The organism is Polaromonas sp. P1_G2, from assembly GCF_056405515.1.
The window spans coordinates 1-396 of sequence record NZ_JBFUBY010001474.1 but is presented as its reverse complement, the minus strand read 5'-3'; the positions used below and the strand labels follow the sequence as shown (position 1 = coordinate 396).

Annotated in this window: 1 protein-coding gene; it reads left to right on the top strand. The window is 63.4% G+C overall.

Annotation, left to right across the window (positions count from 1 at the left end; genetic code table 11):
- The coding region (locus AC1D0P_RS31145) for an ABC transporter permease (protein WP_477680258.1) at positions 1–396 on the top strand (396 nt) is incomplete at both ends.

Here is a 396-nt window from a genome sequence, read left to right as displayed (position 1 = left end):
GCCGGAAATCGTCACCGCGGTGGCGCTGCTGATCTTCTTCTCGCGCATCAAGATCTGGACCGGCTATTCCGGGCTCGGCTACCTGATCGCCGCCCACACGGCCTTCTGCATTCCCTTCGCCTACCTGCCTGTCAGGGCGCGGCTGGAGAATATGGACCTGACGCTCGAACGGGCTGCCGCCGACCTTTATGCGACACCCATCCAGGCGTTCCGCCACATCACCCTGCCGCTGCTCTGGCCCGGTATCATTGCCGGCTTCATGCTGGCCTTCGTCATCTCGCTCGACGATGTCGTGATCACGGAATTCGTCAAGTCGGGCGGGCAGGACACGCTGCCGACCTACATGCTCGGCCAGATTCGCCGCGCCACGTCGCCGGAGGTCAATGCCATTTCCAC